At 41.6% G+C, this 17,208-nt stretch carries 17 protein-coding genes; 9 read left to right on the top strand and 8 right to left on the bottom strand.

Features of this window, described 5'->3' with window-relative positions; genetic code table 11:
- Positions 1–226: 226 nt before the first annotated feature.
- The 4 genes from V7K45_RS27385 to V7K45_RS27370 all read left to right on the top strand — a co-directional run bounded on the left by V7K45_RS27385 (position 227) and on the right by V7K45_RS27370 (position 1,998).
- Positions 227–586, top strand: coding sequence for a YciI family protein (locus V7K45_RS27385; protein WP_335008257.1), 360 nt, complete (start codon positions 227–229; stop codon positions 584–586).
- 35 nt (positions 587–621) lie between these two features.
- Positions 622–1,065: a YybH family protein gene (locus tag V7K45_RS27380; RefSeq protein ID WP_335008255.1), complete on the top strand. Its 444-nt coding sequence runs from the start codon at positions 622–624 to the stop codon at positions 1,063–1,065.
- 22 nt (positions 1,066–1,087) lie between these two features.
- Positions 1,088–1,498: a VOC family protein gene (locus V7K45_RS27375; protein ID WP_335008253.1), complete on the top strand. Its 411-nt coding sequence runs from the start codon at positions 1,088–1,090 to the stop codon at positions 1,496–1,498.
- 92 nt (positions 1,499–1,590) lie between these two features.
- Complete coding sequence (locus V7K45_RS27370) at positions 1,591–1,998, top strand: VOC family protein (RefSeq protein ID WP_335008251.1); 408 nt, start codon at positions 1,591–1,593, stop codon at positions 1,996–1,998.
- Between the two features lie 205 nt (positions 1,999–2,203).
- Here the strand turns inward: V7K45_RS27370 and V7K45_RS27365 are convergent, their stop codons facing one another.
- From V7K45_RS27365 to V7K45_RS27350, 4 genes are all read right to left on the bottom strand, one after another.
- Positions 2,204–2,644 (bottom strand): hypothetical protein, encoded by a 441-nt coding sequence (locus tag V7K45_RS27365; RefSeq protein WP_335008249.1) that lies wholly within the window; start codon positions 2,642–2,644, stop codon positions 2,204–2,206.
- An 84-nt stretch (positions 2,645–2,728) separates the two neighbouring features.
- Positions 2,729–3,583 (bottom strand): DUF72 domain-containing protein, encoded by an 855-nt coding sequence (locus V7K45_RS27360; RefSeq protein ID WP_335008248.1) that lies wholly within the window; start codon positions 3,581–3,583, stop codon positions 2,729–2,731.
- A gap of 313 nt (positions 3,584–3,896) precedes the next feature.
- Complete coding sequence (locus V7K45_RS27355; protein WP_335008246.1) at positions 3,897–4,544, bottom strand: pentapeptide repeat-containing protein; 648 nt, start codon at positions 4,542–4,544, stop codon at positions 3,897–3,899.
- Positions 4,545–4,757: 213 nt separating this feature from the next.
- Positions 4,758–5,252, bottom strand: a complete 495-nt coding sequence (locus V7K45_RS27350; RefSeq protein ID WP_094347731.1) for a hypothetical protein — start codon at positions 5,250–5,252, stop codon at positions 4,758–4,760.
- A gap of 953 nt (positions 5,253–6,205) precedes the next feature.
- Between V7K45_RS27350 and aroF the strand changes: the two genes are divergently transcribed.
- Both aroF and V7K45_RS27340 read left to right on the top strand, forming a co-directional pair.
- Entirely contained in the window at positions 6,206–7,075 is an 870-nt protein-coding gene (aroF, locus tag V7K45_RS27345; protein WP_335008244.1) for a 3-deoxy-7-phosphoheptulonate synthase, read from the top strand.
- Positions 7,076–7,383: 308 nt separating this feature from the next.
- Positions 7,384–7,740, top strand: a complete 357-nt coding sequence (locus tag V7K45_RS27340) for a hypothetical protein (protein ID WP_335008242.1) — start codon at positions 7,384–7,386, stop codon at positions 7,738–7,740.
- Between the two features lie 94 nt (positions 7,741–7,834).
- Here V7K45_RS27340 and V7K45_RS27335 read toward each other — a convergent pair whose 3' ends face one another.
- The 3 genes from V7K45_RS27335 to V7K45_RS27325 form a co-directional block, all read right to left on the bottom strand.
- Entirely contained in the window at positions 7,835–8,593 is a 759-nt protein-coding gene (locus V7K45_RS27335) for a sterol desaturase family protein (protein ID WP_335008240.1), read from the bottom strand.
- 425 nt (positions 8,594–9,018) lie between these two features.
- Positions 9,019–9,405 carry a response regulator gene (locus tag V7K45_RS27330; RefSeq protein ID WP_335008239.1) on the bottom strand — a complete coding sequence of 129 codons (387 nt, stop codon included), beginning with the start codon at positions 9,403–9,405 and terminating at the stop codon, positions 9,019–9,021.
- A complete protein-coding gene (locus V7K45_RS27325; protein ID WP_335008237.1) occupies positions 9,377–12,454 on the bottom strand; it encodes a response regulator in 3,078 nt (1,025 codons plus the stop codon). The genes V7K45_RS27330 and V7K45_RS27325 overlap by 29 nt, the downstream gene beginning before the upstream one ends.
- Before the next feature lie 680 nt (positions 12,455–13,134).
- Here V7K45_RS27325 and V7K45_RS27320 point away from each other — a divergent pair.
- Complete coding sequence (locus tag V7K45_RS27320) at positions 13,135–13,539, top strand: NIL domain-containing protein (protein WP_094347724.1); 405 nt, start codon at positions 13,135–13,137, stop codon at positions 13,537–13,539.
- Positions 13,540–13,628: 89 nt separating this feature from the next.
- Here V7K45_RS27320 and V7K45_RS27315 read toward each other — a convergent pair whose 3' ends face one another.
- On the bottom strand, positions 13,629–14,696 hold the full coding sequence (locus V7K45_RS27315) for a DUF3616 domain-containing protein (RefSeq protein WP_335008235.1): 1,068 nt from the start codon (positions 14,694–14,696) through the stop codon (positions 13,629–13,631).
- A 289-nt stretch (positions 14,697–14,985) separates the two neighbouring features.
- Between V7K45_RS27315 and V7K45_RS27310 the strand changes: the two genes are divergently transcribed.
- Together V7K45_RS27310 and V7K45_RS27305 are read left to right on the top strand one after the other, a co-directional pair.
- Positions 14,986–15,969 (top strand): CHAD domain-containing protein, encoded by a 984-nt coding sequence (locus V7K45_RS27310; RefSeq protein WP_335008233.1) that lies wholly within the window; start codon positions 14,986–14,988, stop codon positions 15,967–15,969.
- A 311-nt stretch (positions 15,970–16,280) separates the two neighbouring features.
- Complete coding sequence (locus V7K45_RS27305; protein WP_335008231.1) at positions 16,281–16,814, top strand: universal stress protein; 534 nt, start codon at positions 16,281–16,283, stop codon at positions 16,812–16,814.
- Positions 16,815–17,208 lie beyond the last annotated feature (394 nt).

Below are 17,208 nucleotides of genomic sequence, written 5' to 3'. Positions count from 1 at the left end.
ACCGTATTCGGGGTAGGGGGCGGTTTTTCTCTTTTATTCGATAAAAATTTTTGGCGAGGTGTCGATTTGAGTTAGCGCCGTTCGACTTACTAACAAAGGGAAACAAGGGAGGTATACCTAGATCGTACTAAAGGATAAAAATTTTTGGCGGAGTGTCGATTTGAGTCAGCACCGTTCGACTTACTGACAAAGGGAAGTAACAACGGGAAATAAAGGAGGCAACCCGATGAAATATTTGCTGCTGATTTACCTGGAGGAAAATGCCCTGAGCCAAACCGAGCGGGAACATTGTTATGTAGAATCCGCGCAACTGGCACAACAACTCAACTCGAAGGGACAGTATCTCGCAACTGCCCCACTCCACCCTGTGGCAACTGCAACCAGCGTTCGGGTGCGCGACGGCAAACCATTAATAACTGACGGGCCCTTTGCAGAAACTCGCGAACAATTGGGCGGTTTTTTTCTGATTAATGCTGAGGATCTCGACGAAGCGATCGCGATCGCTGCGCGGATTCCAGGCGCGCACGTCGGCACTGTTGAAATTCGACCTGTGATTGAAGTTGCAGGTTTGCCAGAGAATTCGTAACTGCACTCAACCTCAACCCAAAAGGAGAGATGACAATGACAACTAAAAGCACGATCGCAACTAACGAAGTTCAGATTCGCCAACTAATTGCCGAGCAACAACGTGCCATCTGCACCAAGGATGTTGAGCAAATCATGTCCCACTATGCCAACGAGATTATCGTCTTCGATGTTAAACCTCCTTTCCAAACCCAAGGAAAAGATGCTTGCCGTCAAGTGTGGAAAGAATGTTTGCCTTACTTCCCCGACACCTTTGAGATTGAAACACGAGACCTGAAGATTACCGCCAGTGAAGACTTAGCGGTTGCACACTGGCTATTTCGCTTCACAGGAAGCCAAGACCATCCGGCAATGCAGACCTGGATGCGCGTCACTGCTGTCTGCCAGAAAAATCAAGGCGAATGGCAGATATTACACGAACATCTCTCGGTTCCATTCAATCCAGAGACTTCTCAAGCTGTATTCACGTTAAACCCATAGCCCAATTTACTGAGCCAAGGCAATGAAACTCAATCCTTATCTCATGTTCAACGGCAACTGTGAGGCAGCGTTCAAGTTCTATGAACACTGTCTTGGCGGCAAAATTGTCATGATGATGACCCACAAAGATGCGCCCTCAGCCGAGCATATACCTGCCGAATGGCATGACAAAATCATGCACGTCTGCCTCGATCTGGGCGATCGCCTCTTGATGGGGTCTGACAGCCCGCCTGGATATTTTGAAGCACCCCAAGGCTTTTACGTGCAAATCAGCGTTGACGAGCCAGCAGAGGCAGAACGCATCTTTCATATCCTGGCAGAAAACGGAAAAGTGAAGATGCCAATCGATCAAACCTTTTGGTCTGTCCGTTTTGGCATGTTGGTCGATCAATTCGGCATTCCTTGGATGGTCAATTGCCAGAAAACTGCTTGATTTATGGGGAGATGCTTATGGGCATCTTCCCTGTAAAACCTCAGCATTTTTTCGCCAATCCTTTACTGTGCAATAATTCACGAGAAGAACCTATGAGTACTCAAATTTTCGTTAATCTGCCAGTCAAAAACCTCAATCAATCGATTGAGTTCTTTACTCAACTCGGCTTTGGGTTTAATTCTCAATTCACTGACGAAACTGCCACCTGTATGATTGTGTCCGAAAACATTTTCGTCATGCTCTTAACCCATGAAAAGTTTAAGACGTTTACTCCCAAAGAAATTTGTGATGCCACAAAAAGCACAGAAGTGCTTGTGTGTTTATCTTCTGATAGCCGAGAACAAGTTGATGAAATGATTCGCAAGGCAGTCGCCGCTGGTGGAACAACCTACAATGAACCGCAAGATCACGGTTTTATGTATGGACATGGATTTGCTGACTTAGATGGTCACATTTGGGAAATTATCTACATAGAGCCAAGCGCAATAAATCAAGGTTGATTGCAGACATCTAAATAATACTGCAAGGCAAAATCCAAAATTACAGCTATTTTCAAGTAAACTTTTCCCCCGCCCCCTGCCGTCTTCATGATAAGTTTTTAATCGGACACGAGATAAGGGGTAAAGGGGAAAGGATGTATTCAAAACCTTTCCCCTTTACCCTTTTCCCTTTAACCGAAACGTATTGAAATCACTCCTACCTGCTTCAAATCGCTCTTTGCCGCACATGTCGCCCATCAAACCCTTGCTTAATCCAATTCAGACATTCATATTCAGATTTGAATAACTTTGGAGCTGCAATATTATTCAATAACTCTGGTGGATAATGGTCATAAAAATATTTGTCTCCTTCTTGGAAGATGATAATCAAATTGTTCCGATAAACATAGCGAGACTTAAAACTATCCCCCCGATGAACAAACTCGGAATTTTGATCGATATGCTCTTTAGCAATATCAATGATGTTACTAACGTCACTTCCATAGATTTCTGCTGGATTTTCTGCTTTATGAAATTTGCTTCTGTGGCCAATTTCAGATAGCATTTTATACGAATAAATTTCGTAATTATCAGCTTTGCCAAAAACAAATGGAATTATGAGATATCCTTTATATGAAACTGAATTTTCATAAAGAAGACGACTCATCTCAACCTCCTTTGGTAGAACTGCTCTGAAAAAATTTTTCTTTAACAGAAAAGTATTACAACCCCAATTATCTACTAAATACGATCACCATAAACTTAGTTGATTAGGGGGATGCTCAAGGTTATTCCAAGGTAAGGGGGAAACTGGTGTACCACTCTGTTCTAATAGCTGTTGGAAGTGACGGGCCGTGCTGGGCGATCGCGCTTCTATTGGACAATGGACAAAGAAATAAATTCGCACTCCCATCTGTAACCATTGCTGAATCTGCCTTACCCACTCTTCCATAAATGGCTGATTCACTGATAAATTTGGATGAGAAATAAACCGAATCAGAGTAAAAGGTGCTGTCACACTCAATTGCAACGGTAATTTCGGTTTGCGCCGTTCCGATTGCAGCTGGGGGTCATCATCTCCAGTGTAAATGGGGCGCGAGTCTAACAGTACTCGTCCGACACCTAACTTTTCTAAAAGCGTCGTCAAATTATTAGCATGGGGTTCCTTGAACCAGTCGGGATGCCGAACTTCTACTGCTAGGGGTGCTTCTGTACGCGGCCAAGCTTCCAGAAAGTTGGACAAATCATCAAGTAATGCAGGTGCATAGCCGGGTGGTAACTGGGCAAAAATTGGGCCAAGATGCTTACCTAAAGGGCGCATCCCCTCCAAAAAATTTAAAGCAGCTGGAATATAAGGTTTTAGCAACCCTTGATGGGTAATATCTTGCGGTAATTTGAGACAAAATTCAAAACCTGTTGGTGTTTCAGCAGCCCAACGAGTTACAGTTTCTAGGTTAGGCACGGCATAAAAGGTAGTGTTACCTTCTACAGTGGTGAAGCGACGGCTGTAGAGATGGAGAAAATCAGCATTGCGAGTACCTTGGGGATAGAGTTCGCCTACCCAACCTTTATATGCCCAAACAGCACAACCGATAAAAAAGTTCACAATGCCTAAAAGCCTTGATGTATCATACTCAATTTTACACGCACGTTGTAGGGATGGATAAAGCTAGGTCAGATTCCCAACTTGTTTCAAATTGGTATTACATATTAGTCTGGATAACTGGTTTTTTAAGACGCGATCGATAAACCGCGTCTCTAAATGAGGGTTTTGGTGTTATGGCGCAACCTCAGTTATTAGACTTCTTGCAAAAGTCAGGGTAAAGGGGAAGGGGAAAAGGTAAAAGAAACTCAAAATCTTTTCCCTTTAACCTTTACCCTTTTCCCTAAGAGTGCAAAAATATATTTTTGCAAGAGGTCTATTGATAAATTGAGCCATCAGGCATAATTGCCCCTGCTAAGTTAGTCCCAACTAATTTAACCAAAAGACGCTCACCAGAACGAATCCGCGCTCCTGTCAAGTCGGCTCCTCGCAAGTCGGCTCCACTAAGATCCGCTCCAATCAAATTAGCAGAGCGTAAATTCGCCTCCCTGAGATCGGCTAAAAGTAGATTTGCCCGAAATAAATTTGCTTCAGATAAATTTGCACCTCTAAGGTTGACTTTGTGCATAAAAGTATCGCTGAGATTAGCACCGCTCAAATTGGCATAACTTAGATTTCTGCCAGATAAGTCTTTATTGCTCAAATTTGCTCGACTGTAGTCTTTGCCACTCAAGTCTGAGTTTTGCTTTGGTGGTTTCTGGATTGTTTGAGATGGTTTTTCCTGTTGAGGTGGCGGTGAGTTAAATGTGGTTTGAGGTTTGGTTTTTAGAGAGCGCAACTTTTCACGAGCTTCATTTATAGCTTTTAGCTTGTCTTGTGCTTTCTGCTGTAAACGGAGATTGTCTTTGGGAATGCGATCGGGATGCCAAACAAAGACTAAATCTTTGTAAGCCTGGTTCACTTCTTCAAGTGTTGCTCCAGGCTCTAATTCCAAAACTCTATAGTACCGCTCCAGATCGCTCATACGATATTTTGGTGGACAATCAACTTAATTATGAGTGATGGAGTCATTTATACGCTGCATCATTTGTTATGGATTATGGGGCATTGGGCATTGCGAATGGACAAGAGACAAGGTAGAGGGGGGAGACGAGGGAGAGACTTGTTCAATAATTTCCCCTTGTCCCCCCTGCTCCTCTGCCCCTCTGCCCCTCTGCCCCCTGTCTCCCCCAATCCCTCATCTCCCCATCTCTCCATTTCTCCATCGAGCGATCGCTCGAAAATATGCTGCAACTGGAATCTGATAGACTTCAATATAAATCCAAACAATAATTGATAAATGTGATAAGAAGGTTAATATTGTCCAAATATATGGCATCCAGGTAATGGGTTCTTTCAGATTAGCAGGAAAATAGTAAGCTACTATGCCAATTAGAGTCGTGGGAAGAATTATAAAAACTGCTGCTGCTAATCCATAACCCCAACCTAATTCCACACCTTCCAACTGGCCTTCTGTCCAACTAAACCCATTCCAACGCCAAGTTAAAGGTGGTTGCCTAGAAGGCATCTTGATTTGCTGTTGCTCTAAGTTGACTGTAAAAATCTCTTGGCAAAAGTCACAAGCCATAGCTTCCATCAATGGCATGTGAGAAATCTTACCTATTCGACAGACTGGGCAGGGGTAAGCTCCATAATAGTCGAAAGATTGGGTTAAGATTTTGGAACTGGGCATAATGAGACAGATGATCCTAAAAAATTGATCTGGTGAATGAGAACTTGGGCAATAATGTATGGCGGTTGTCAATTCCCTGCAATAAGCTTTCGTAAGATGAAGTCAGGAGAATTATATATTTTAACAAGAAAGGCAGAGGGCAAAAGGCAGGAGGCAGCAAGGAATACTGTTTTGCGCTGAAGCCTGTGAGCAAAGGGAACATGGTTTTGAGTCCCCCACTGAACTCACGTTCAGTGGTTTCAAGTCAGGAGGGGTTGAATCCACTTTTGACTTGTTACTTCTGCCCTCTGCCTCCTGCCTCCTGCCTTCTTCAACTTCTCAATCCTGGCTTTTTCTTCTGAGGTTATATAACTATCATCATGTCTAATAACCAGCCGCTTTTTTTGTCTACGCAAATAAGCAACTAATATAATCACAACAGGGCGTGATTTTGAATTGTGCAAAGCGTTATTAGTCTTAATCCCCAGAGTTGTACTGAGTCTATCGTTTTTTTATAGTTTGTGCAGGTCTTGACAAAGCCTACTCTTTCTGCTAGCTTTATTTTACATAGGTATATTTCTTAATTTTTCCAGCAAAAAGCCCGCAAATGCTTAACACAAATTCCTACTTTTATTTTTGGTTTAGGGTGGTTCACCGGGGGTGAATTAAGTTTCCTAATGGAAACCGCCCGGTGAACCGCAGAGCAAACTCTGCGGTTTTTGTTTTTTTAAGGAGAATTTCATTGTCATGACTTATTTCATTAGTTGGTTTTATGGCTTTTACTTTTGGCCCAGAATAAATTCCGGGTAAATAGCGTCATGCCAATGAGTCAAAACGCGCCCGGAACTGTTGGTTTCGGGCTTTTTTGTTGTTATTTGAGAATGCGAATAGAGGCACAAAGGAGAAATCAATTCAAAATTCAAAAACTTCTGCCTCCTCTTTCCCAATACTTAATTTTTCAGGAGAATATAACCATGATTAATGCCAAACTTGCTGCACAAGCCCATCTCAACCACCAGACAATCGTTAAAATCTCGAAAGAAGTCGCTTTCGGCGGTCAAGAACTAGTAATTATCGGCGGGCCCTGCACTGTTGAAAGCTTAGAACAAATGGAGATAGTCGCCCAAAGGTTATCTACTGCATCAGTACAGGGGTTGCGTGGCGGTGTCTACAAACCCCGTACATCTCCCTACGCTTTCCAAGGTATGGGAGAGTCAGGATTAGAGATTTTAGCCAGGGTGCGATCGCATTACAATATGCCAGTTGTCACAGAGGTAATGTCAATTTCTCAAATTGAAGTAGTCGCCGCTCACACTGATATGCTGCAAGTTGGTAGCCGCAATATGCAAAACTTTGACTTGCTCAAAGCTTTGGGACAAGCTGGTAAACCAATACTGCTCAAACGTGGTTTAGCAGCGACTATTGAAGAATTTGTCATGGCTGCTGAATATATTCTTAGTCACGGGAATCCTGATGTGGTGTTGTGCGAAAGAGGTATTCGCAGTTTTGATGATTACACCCGTAACGTCCTAGATTTAGGGGCAGTGGCAGCACTTAAGCAAATAACTCACTTGCCTGTAATTGTAGATCCTTCCCATGCCGTCGGCAAACGGGAGTTAGTCGCACCTGTAGCTAGGGCTGCGATCGCTTGCGGTGCAGATGGATTAATTATTGAATGTCACCCAGAACCAGAAAAATCTGTTTCTGATGCCCGTCAAGCACTTTCTTTAGAAGATATGGTGCATTTAGTTGATAGTTTAAAGCCTGTAGCTACAGCCGTTGGGCGGAGTATATCAGATGTTGGGGCGGGTTTGCAACCTGCCCCGATTTTTTGGGCGGCTTAAATTTCAGCTTCAAGCGTAGTTTACCGCCGTAGGCATCGCTTCAATGTCTCAGCCAAAAGATTTATTTTGGGTTGACGGCAAACAGCGATCGCTTTCGTAAAATAAACTTGTTACTTCAGCTATTGCATTTGTTCTCATTCTATATATAAATCTAAATTATCGTTTTAACAAATAAGACTATTTGATTTTATTCTCTAAGTCGTTTTATCCTGAAATCAGTAGATATTTTAACTTTTACTAAATCGTCTAAAGAAGTTTTAGTATACCGATCTTTCAACTCTGAGAATCTAAAAAAGGATAATAACTAAATGCTAGAACAACAGATTGATTGCCCCATCAAGCCTAAGACAAGTGCAATGATTATGAAACTTTTTCAAATCACTTTAGTGGTCTTAGTACTTTTAATCAACTTAGTAATTGCTTTCCCCTCTTGGGCAGACAGTACGCCTTCTTTAACTAGCAATCCTAACAACTTCCAAGTTGGGCAAAAAGTGATTTGGCTTTACAAGCCGCGCACAGATTCTAGCGATATCCAAAGAATTCCTGCCGAAATAATCAAGTTAAGTTCTAAGCAAGTGCAAATCAAGGTGTACAAACATCACAACGAATTTGTCAACCGTTGGGTGAATCCAAACAAGCTTGAGAATTCGACAAAAATTAAATAGTCAGTAGTCATTTGTCCTTTGTTATTTGTGATTACAAAGAACAAATGACGGCCAACTCCAAAAATATTTCACAAATGATTTAGGACTGCTATAGTTAAAACTCCCTTATGTGGGTTTCGTTTTCATAATTAGGATCTTCAGTACCCAGCAGTTTGTCCCAGAACGTAAAATACAAACCGTAGTGTACTTTATACTTGCGATGATGTATGGAATGATGCATAGAACCAATAAGCCACTTTCCAATCCAGTAACTTTTAGATGAGGAGGGAAATAGCTCAAATCCAAGATGAGTAAACACTGCCCATACTGTCATAGTTATAAGTGCGGCAACTAAGGTGGCGAAATGCAGCGGAACTATGAAGCTTACACCTACAAAAAAAAGTGCTTGTACGATCGCTTCTGGTAAGTCGAAGGCAGAAGAACTCCAGGGCGTTGGCTCTCCTGAACGGTGGTGTCCAAAATGCATCCATCTAAAAATTCGAGGATGGTGAAACATCCGATGGATAAAATAAAAGTAAGTATCTTGAAGAATTAGCACTGCAATAAAGCTAACAATTAAATACCACAGTCCGTATTTCCAGATATCAGCGTATAGCAGGGTTACTCCCAAATTATACTCTGAGATCATAAACGCTCCAGAAATAGCAAAAACTACTGTGGAGATTACTGATAATTCAATATCCTTTTTAATGGAAGAATTCATCAACGGTTTCAAACGCAAACTCTTGTTGGCAAGAGACTTTCCCAGAATTAAATAAAAGAGCAAGTATGCTCCGCCAGCAATCAGAAAGTATCGGGCAAGAGTGATGCCGAAGAAGAAAAAGCAATAATACCAAAATGAGTGGTTCGTCAATTAGACCCATCCGTAAGATTAATTTGGTGAAATGAAAATGCTGATTATGTCCAATTTTTTGGTCTTCATTACCAAAAATAACCAAATTAAGATTTAATTTGTTAATCGACAAAATCCACTGCTTATTTTACAACATCAAGTAGTTCCGATAATATATATTATTTTTTGTTAATAAAAACTGAACTAATTTTATTGCATATATAAATATAAATTATTACTTTTTTTAAAAAAGGTTATTATCGACTTAAATTGTAGTAAATAGCTAATTTTGTAACTTAATTACAATTTATTTAAATCGTTCGTTTTTATGGGTATTTCAACAACAATTGAATTGATGCTCATTGTGTTCTTTAACACCTAAAAAACGTTGAAATCACTTTTTCCTATGTCTATTTTTTATAAATTAATTTGCGATAGATTTTGTTCTACTTTTCTAGACTCCAGCCCAAAGCTACGGCTACTTCCGCAGCTAATTCGAGAGGATTGAATGGTTTAGCGATCGCACTAATCATTCCCATCTGATTATAGCGGCGGCGATCGGAAGCCTGGATTTTAGCAGTTAACAAAATTACTGGAATCGCTTTGGTTAATGGATTGGCTTGTAACTTTTCAAAGGTAGTGATGCCATCCATCTCTGGCATCATCACATCTAGTAAAATTGCATCTGGTTGATAAGTCTCAGCTTTAATTATGCCCTCTTGACCAGAACTCGCAGTCATTACTTTCCAGCCTGCAACTGTTTCCAAGCAAATCTTGGCAACTTCTTGAATATACTGCTCGTTATCAACTACTAGAATTTGCTTCGTTGTCATCGCTGCTATCCTCTTGTTGCTTCGGGGTAATGCTCTGAAGTAACTTCATCACCCGTTGTTCAAATTCCTTGGTAGTCACACGTCCGTTGCTCGAAAATTCTGCATCTGGACTTTGTTGGCTATTTGTAGTTGGCTCGTAACTGCTATGAATCATAGAAATGTTGGAAGAATCTTCTAAATCAGGATTTTGGAAAGCCCTAAATAATGGCAGAGTGACGTAAAAAGTGCTACCTTCACCCAATGCACTTTCAGCCCAGATGCGTCCGCCGTGTTGTTGCATAATGCTCTTGCAAATTGCCAAACCTAAACCAGTGCCATCATGGTTACGTGAATCTGAAGAGTCAACTTGTTGAAAGCGCTCAAAGATACTCTCAAGTTTGTCTGTTGGGATACCGCGTCCGGTATCTTTGACTGTCAACAAAACGTCATTTCCTTGTGGTTGCGCCCCTAACCAAACCGTAGATCCAGCAGATGAGAATTTAATGGCGTTACTCAATAAATTGGTCAATGTTTGGACAATGCGATCGGCATCTACCAATACTTGGCCAGATAGGGCAGAAACAGATACTTTCACTCCTGCTTTGTCAGCCAGAGGCTGCATGACATTTACTGCTTGAACGATCAAGTCAACAATATTGCAGATTTCTGGTTCCATCTTCGCCTTACCCGACTCGATGCGCTCAATGTCTAGGATGTCGTTGATTAAACGTACTAGGCGTTCGCTGCTATCAGTCGCAATTTGCAGTAGGCGTTTTCCCTGCTCTGAGTTTGTTGGTAGCAAACCGCTGGCTAGCATTCCTAGAGAGCCGTGAATCGAAGTTAAAGGTGTGCGGAGTTCATGACTAACAACAGAGACAAATTCATCTTTCATCCGTTCAATTTGTTTGCGCTCTGTGATATCTCGTAAAATAACCGTATAAAATATTTCCTCACCCATCTCTATTTTGGAGATGGAAGCCTCCGCTGGAAATTCAGTACCATCCTTGCGGCGTCCGTAGATTTCACGCCGTTCTCCCATCCGACGGGCAACATTGGGAGATTGGCCAAAGTCAACCACATGTTGACGATGCGCTTGAAAAAAACGCTGCGGTAAGAGTAAATCAAGGCCCTGTCCAATCACTTCCTGGGCAGAGTAGCCGAAAATCTTCTCTGCTCCTTGATTAAACAAAGTGATGCTTTGGAACCCGTTAATGGAAATAATTGCATCATCAGCAATATCTAAAATTCGTGCAAATCGGGCTTGAGAAAACCGCAATTCTCCCTGTGTCCGTTGACGTTCATCAAGTTGTGACTGCAACTGTTGATTCACCCGAATTAACTCAGCAGTGCGTTCTGCTACTCGCAATTCCAGCTCGTTGATGGCTTGTAAATTGAGAGATGAGGGAGGTAAGGAAGAATTTACTTCCCCTGCTTCCCCTGCCCCTCTGCCCCTCTGCCCCTCTGCCCCTCTGCCCCTCTGCCCCCCTGCCCCTCTACCCCTCTGCCCCCCTGCCTCCCTGCCTCCCTGCACGACGCGCTGCCGCAATTTCATCCGTTCTAAGCGATTGACGATTCGGGTTACTAGTTCTGGGCCGACGATAGGCTTACTTACAAAGTCATCAGCACCAACGCTAAACACTTGATTTACGATCTCGGCGTCGCTATGGACGGTGAGGAATAGAATGGGTAACTCACACCAGCGCGAATCGTTGCGTACTAATTGGCAAAGTTCTATACCATTTGTATAAGGTAATTCCACATCCAGAATCAGCATATCTGGCGTAATTATTTCCAAGATTTCCCAGAAATGACGCGGATCTTCAAGAGCGATCGCTTTTAATCCCCAAGGACTAAGTAAGGTTAGTAAAAATGCCTGAATTTGCGGATCGTCATCCACAACCAATATTTTAGTTTCTGAATATGGATCGTTTGGCAGCGATTGCGTGACTGTTTCTAATACCTGGGGGGTTGGTGATGCAGATATTGTCGCTGTGTCGTTTCCGGCAATTTCTCGACGCAATAACTTTACCCAACTTTCGAGGTTGCTAATTTCAGATTGACTCAGGGTTTGACGAGAACTCAGTAACAGTTCGATATTGCGTGCCAATTTTGAACCCAGAGGCAAGCCAAAAGTACCTAAAGATCCCGCCAAGGTATGCGCCTCTTTGGCTGCAAGCGATCGCAAATCGAAATTTAAACTATTTTGGTTTAAAGTTGCGATCGCTTCCTCCAGCACCCTCACCTGCTCGTCTACACGCCCTTGAAATCGTTGCCAAATTTCCGCAACTGCCATTAATGTTTGCTGTTGTGATTTAAGATTGGGAACCAAAGATTTTTCACGCTCTAATTCCCCCCTGCTCCTCTGCACCTCTGCCCCCCTGCCCTTCTCCTCCTCTGCCCGTGGTTTCAACCGATAGCCAATACCGTAAACCGTTTCAACCAAATCACTGGGCGCTCCTACAGCTTTGAGTTTGTGTCGTAACCCTTTGATATGGGTGCGAACAGCTTCTTCTTGTGGAGTGTCTTCATAACACCACAGATGTTCTAAAATCATGCCGCAGCTAAACACTCGGCGAGTATTTCGCAAGAATAGTTCTAAAAGAGCATACTCTTTGGGAGTAAGTGGCAGCAGCTTTCCAGCATACATCGCTTCACAGCTACTAGGGTCTAGCCGCAACCCACCATACTCCAGCACAGGTTGCGAGGTTACGCCTTTGCGACGCAATAGTGCCCGAACACGAGCAATTAACTCTTCTGCGTCAAAGGGTTTAACTACGTAGTCATCTGCGCCTGCATCTAGTCCGATCGCTTTCTCATGACTACTATCGCACCCTGTCAATAACAATATTGGCATTTGCAGACCACTAGACCGGATTTGACGACAAAGACTAATGCCATCCAGTTTGGGCAACACTACATCTAGGAGGATTAAATCATAATCGTAAGTTTGAATAAAATTCCAAGCAGTATCACCATCAGTGGCAACTTCAACCGCGTAGTTTTGGTTAATTAAAATGGTGGTGAGTGAGTATGCATTTAACTCGTCATCTTCGACAACTAAAATTTTCATGTTAAAAGCTTTCCAAGTTAAAATGGATATAACAGATAACAAGTAATCAACTTAAATGGCAAATTTAATATAATATCAATACTTATTTTTAAAGCATCTCCCAAAAGGTCTATATTTGCGGTTCCAAATCATTAAAAAATATCAATATTGATTAATTTTAATTGGATTTTCTCGCTACCTGCCCAGGAGCGGATGGTATGGAGAAAAAAACATTTTCCAAACACTAGTTTTATACTACTTTACTTACAAGTTTTTTAGTACAGAGAGGCTCAGATCCCGAACTTTTTCAAGAAGTCGCTCCAGTTCCCCTTCTGCCATGTTGGGAGAAGGAGTTAGGGGATGAGGACAACTCTAAAACCCTTTTAAAATCTCGTTTTCAGCCTCTGGCTGGAAACACACTTCAATTGCGGCTCTGCCGCGAGTTCGGGAGGCAGAGCCTCAATGAGGGGGATTCCCAGTCGGAGACTGGGAACGAGATCGCCTTCAGTTGACACCAATGATACAGCTTGCTGTACGCTCCTACAGCCGATTTATGTGTTGCAAAGATTTTTGGAAATAGTGCTATGTATGTTGAGGTAGCAGTGTCCTTCTCTTGCCTTACTGGTTCGTGCAACTTACCGTAATAAAGGACTGATAAAACTCTCAATACGCTACAACAGAAAAAATCCTCTGCTAAACCTGTGAAAAAACGAGTAACGCTCACCTTCCCAAAACGCGCCGTGCAAATGCCAGTCACTTACGTACTGGCTAAAGAGTTCAACGTCGCTGCTAATATTATCCGCGCCCAAGTTGCCCCAAATCAAATTGGCAAACTGGTAGTGGAATTATCAGGAGACATCGATCAATTAGATGCGGCGATTGAGTGGATGCGATCGCGTAATGTTAATGTTTCTTCGACATTAGGCGAAATTGCGATCGACGAGGATGTGTGTGTCCACTGTGGCTTGTGTACTGGGGTTTGTCCTACCGAAGCCCTCACCCTCCAGCCAGAGACATACAAGTTGACATTCACGCGATCGCGCTGTATCGTCTGCGAACAGTGTATCCCCACATGTCCCGTACAAGCAATTTCTACTAACATTTAACTATTACGCCGTAAGTCTTCCACTGAATTTGGTACTCCAAATCAGTGTGGGTAGTTCACCAATCTAAAATCCCAAAACCAAGATTGAAGTTAGCCCAACTTAAACACATCCGCCATTACACTATCATCACCCACCAGCCTACTTTTTGCTGGAGAGTCATAAACTACCAATAGCGAAGGTACGCCAGTTACATCCTGAAACAGCGTCATTCCTTCAGCGTGTTCTTCCCGATTCCCATAAGGAATATCTTGCACAAAATCGGGATTGCTAAAGACATTTTCTCGCAAATTCACACCATTTACCCAGCGATAAACTTGCACGGGGCCATCTAAATCCATTGTTGGCCCGGCTAAAATCAACAAATCTTTATCATCTACATACAAATCCCGAATTCCCAAACCATTCAACCAGATAAAATGCTTTTTATATAACTCCTGCAATTCCCCAATTTGCTTTAGTTTCATCAGTCCAGGGGTAGAATCTTCTAACTCTATTTCCAGCACCACAGCCCAACCTCGCAATACAGGCCCGCGCAAACCCAGAAAGACACGGTTTTGATAAATGCCTATACCTTCAATATCAAAGCCATTATCCTTTCCGGGAATTGCTGCTTGAATAAACAAGCCTAAATGGGCATCATCTGCTAAAGCTGTCATCAGCAAATTACCCTGATTCGTCACCTCTAATTTGCTGGCAGTCAACTGCACATCTGACTTTTCGGGATGTGGGCAAGATGAAAATAGCTTACCATCTATCAGAGGAATTCGTCCTAAAATGTAACGATTAGGTTCTGATTCAATTTTTGCTAGCCTTTTAAAGTTTTTGGCATCTGTTTTTTCGGGTTTGGATTTTTTACGTTTGTAGCTGTGAGAACCAACAAACCATAAGTAATTATCAGCGTAAGCTAGTCCTTCTATATCAATTTCTTCCTCTTCTGGTGCAGGTAAATCGATAAATTCTGCTACACGAAATTGTTGATATTCTGTAAATTTATCAGTATCAACTAAAGAGAGACGCTCAATAGTTGAAGTTTCATCTGACCCCAACCATAAATACTTCTGATGTGTTAACAGCACTGCTGATAAGTCTTCTCTATGCTCTTTAAAAGAATCTACAAAAGTCAATAAAACTTGATTTAGTAAAGATAAGTTTGGCATTTTAAATTATATTGATATTTACAAAAATACTCGCCATGCTATCATAAAAATATTACTTTATGATCGTAAAATCTTGTTCTCAAAACTATAGCTCATACCAACTTGATGGGATGAGATGATTGTAACCCTTTGATAGATATTGCATATTTATAAAATAGGATGTAACTATCAATAGTCATAAGCATACCAGACAATCTTCATAGCTAAAAAAATATCAAAAGTAGATGTAAAATTCTAAATAATATTGTTATTATGCAATAACCTCACGAGGTAATCATTCAGATAAATTATGAAATTAGCTACACAACCTACAGTAAAAACTCTCGGTGATTACGCCTACCAAGCGATTGAAAAACACTTTAAGAAAACCTTGAAGTGGGAAAAGTCAGTGAAGAAAGATGAAGATCCAGAAGCGCTACACCAAATGCGAGTGGGAATGCGCCGCCTACGGACAGCGGTAACTCGGTTTGGGCTAGCGGTGGATATGCCGAAACCAGTCAGCGATAAAAATATTGGGAAAATAGCCCGTCGTCTTGGTAATCTGCGAGATTTAGACGTACTTAAAGAAAGTTTGGAAAATAATTATAAACCAAACTTACCCCGTAAAGAACAGGAATCTCTACAAACAGCTTTTACAGCTTTGGCGAAACAACGTGAAGATGTAGAATCGAGTGTACAGAAAACATTAAACGATGAATCTTACAAGTCTTTAAAAGATGCATTGGATAAGTGGCTAGAAAAACCTACTTATCAACCTTTGGCATCTATTGCCATTCATCAAGTACTACCAGACTTACTTTTACCAGAAGTGAGTAACTTCTTATTGCATCCAGGTTGGCTAGTTGGTACTGAAGTTGTAGAATCAGAAGTGAAGATCCAGAAAAACTGGAAACCAAAAAAGATAGAAAAACAATTGACAACAGAAGGTGAAATTCTTCATAGTTTGCGAAAAGAAGCTAAACGTATACGCTATCAAATGGAGTTATTTACTGAGTTATATGGCGAGTCTTACGAAGCTTATATTACAGAAGTGAAAAATATCCAAGAAATTTTGGGTACGATGCAAGATAGTGCCGTTTTAACTAACTGGCTTGGAGATGTATATAAGTCAGAAATTCACACTGAGTTGCCCACCCTTGCTAATTTATTAACTGAAAATCGTTACCAGTCTTGGCAGCAGTGGCAACCTTTGCAAGAACGGTATCTGAAAACTGAAACCAGACATAGTTTTCATTTAACAATACTGCACCCACTTTCAGGAGTAATCAGTTAAAAGTTGCTCTTTGTTGAGAAAGATTGGACTAACAAAGAGATAATTAGACCTCTTGCAAAAATCCTTGAATCACTCCTATGTACCCTGCGGGACGCTTACGCGAACGCAAAGCATCCCGCAGGGATGGGATATTTTTTTAACTGAAAGTCCTTAACTCCATGCTTTAAACGACTTTTTGCGTTTCAAAATGCAATATAAAGTGTTGTATGCTCTTTTGCATTCCTCACAAGTTTCTCAAATTATTTTTCTATACCTAACTATAAAGATGAGGATCTTAAAAAACTCATCTAGCTTAAGTATTAGAGGTATATATGTTTAAAAAAATTCTGCTTGCATTGGATTGCTCTGATATGGGCAAATATGTTTTTGAACAAGGCGTTGCTTTAGCTAAGATGACTGGAGCGAGTTTATTGCTGCTACACGTTTTATCTACTGAAGAAGAAGGTAGTCCTTATATATCAGTGTCTACTTTTGACTACTATCCAGGAATGTGGAACCAAGTTTCAGAGTCTCACCTAGAAGAGTGGGAAAAATGGAAAAATCAAGGTGGGGAAATGTTGCAATCGTTCTGCGCTCAAGCAAATACAGCCGTTGCGAACATTGAATTTAGGCAAATTCCTGGCAGTCCTAGTCGAGTTATTTGTGACTTAGCTGGGAATTGGGATGCCGATCTGATTGTCATTGGGCGTCGAGGTCACTCTGGTCTAGCGGAACTATTGCTCGGCAGTGTCAGTAATTACGTTCTTCACCATGCTCCTTGTTCAGTCTATGTTGTGCAACTTCCCATTGATGACAAAAAAGCTGAAGTTGTAAAAGAAAGGGCAAGCGCTTCCACTGGCAGCTAATTCATGGCAATGTCTTACCTCGTTCCCAGCCTCCGGCTGGGAATGCCGATTAGTGGGCTGCTGCCTCCTGAATTAGCAGAATCGCAACGAAAGAGCATTTTCAATGCTACCCGAAAACGAGATTTCACGAAATTTTAAAATTATCTAGGGATAAAAAAGACGGGTTGCAGCCCGTCTAAATAGCTTGAAAGTGCAAATACACCTTGTATAGTATTGAAAATAACACAGTTAATTTTCTGAGAGTTGCCAATTTGCCAAGTTACAAAAAGAACAAGTATTGAACTGCTACTTGTTTATAACCCAATACGGTTCAGTTAAGGCTGAAAAACTGATTAGTGATATGAAATTTAGGAGTTTCAACTCGTTGTCCAGTACCTCTGTGTTTTGGCTTTTT

The sequence above is a fragment of the Nostoc sp. genome (genome assembly GCF_036917375.1).
Classification (GTDB): domain Bacteria; phylum Cyanobacteriota; class Cyanobacteriia; order Cyanobacteriales; family Nostocaceae; genus Nostoc.
Note: the sequence above shows the minus strand (reverse complement) of the source record. Positions and strands in the feature narration are given on the sequence as shown.